At 44.4% G+C, this 232-nt stretch carries 1 pseudogene; it reads left to right on the top strand.

The window, feature by feature from the left end:
* A pseudogene (locus BHE89_RS03280) lies at positions 1 to 232 on the top strand (ketol-acid reductoisomerase); the annotation flags it as partial.

Genomic DNA, 232 nt, shown 5'->3' with positions numbered 1-232 from the left:
AGCATTCTGCTGTTGTTCAAGCCGTTCAGCCGTTGATGAAATCAGGTGCAGCATTAGGTTACTCCCATGGCTTTAATATCGTTGAAGTAGGCGAAAAAATTCGTGATGACATCACTGTTGTGATGGTTGCACCAAAATGCCCAGGTACAGAAGTTCGTGAAGAATATAAGCGTGGTTTTGGTGTTCCCACTCTGATTGCTGTTCACCCTGAAAATGACGCAAAAGGTGAAGG

It is taken from the genome of Shigella sp. FC1967 (assembly GCF_001743005.1).
GTDB lineage: Bacteria > Pseudomonadota > Gammaproteobacteria > Enterobacterales > Enterobacteriaceae > Proteus.
The sequence above is the reverse complement of the archived record's forward strand: the minus strand, read 5'-3'. Positions and strand labels throughout refer to the sequence as shown.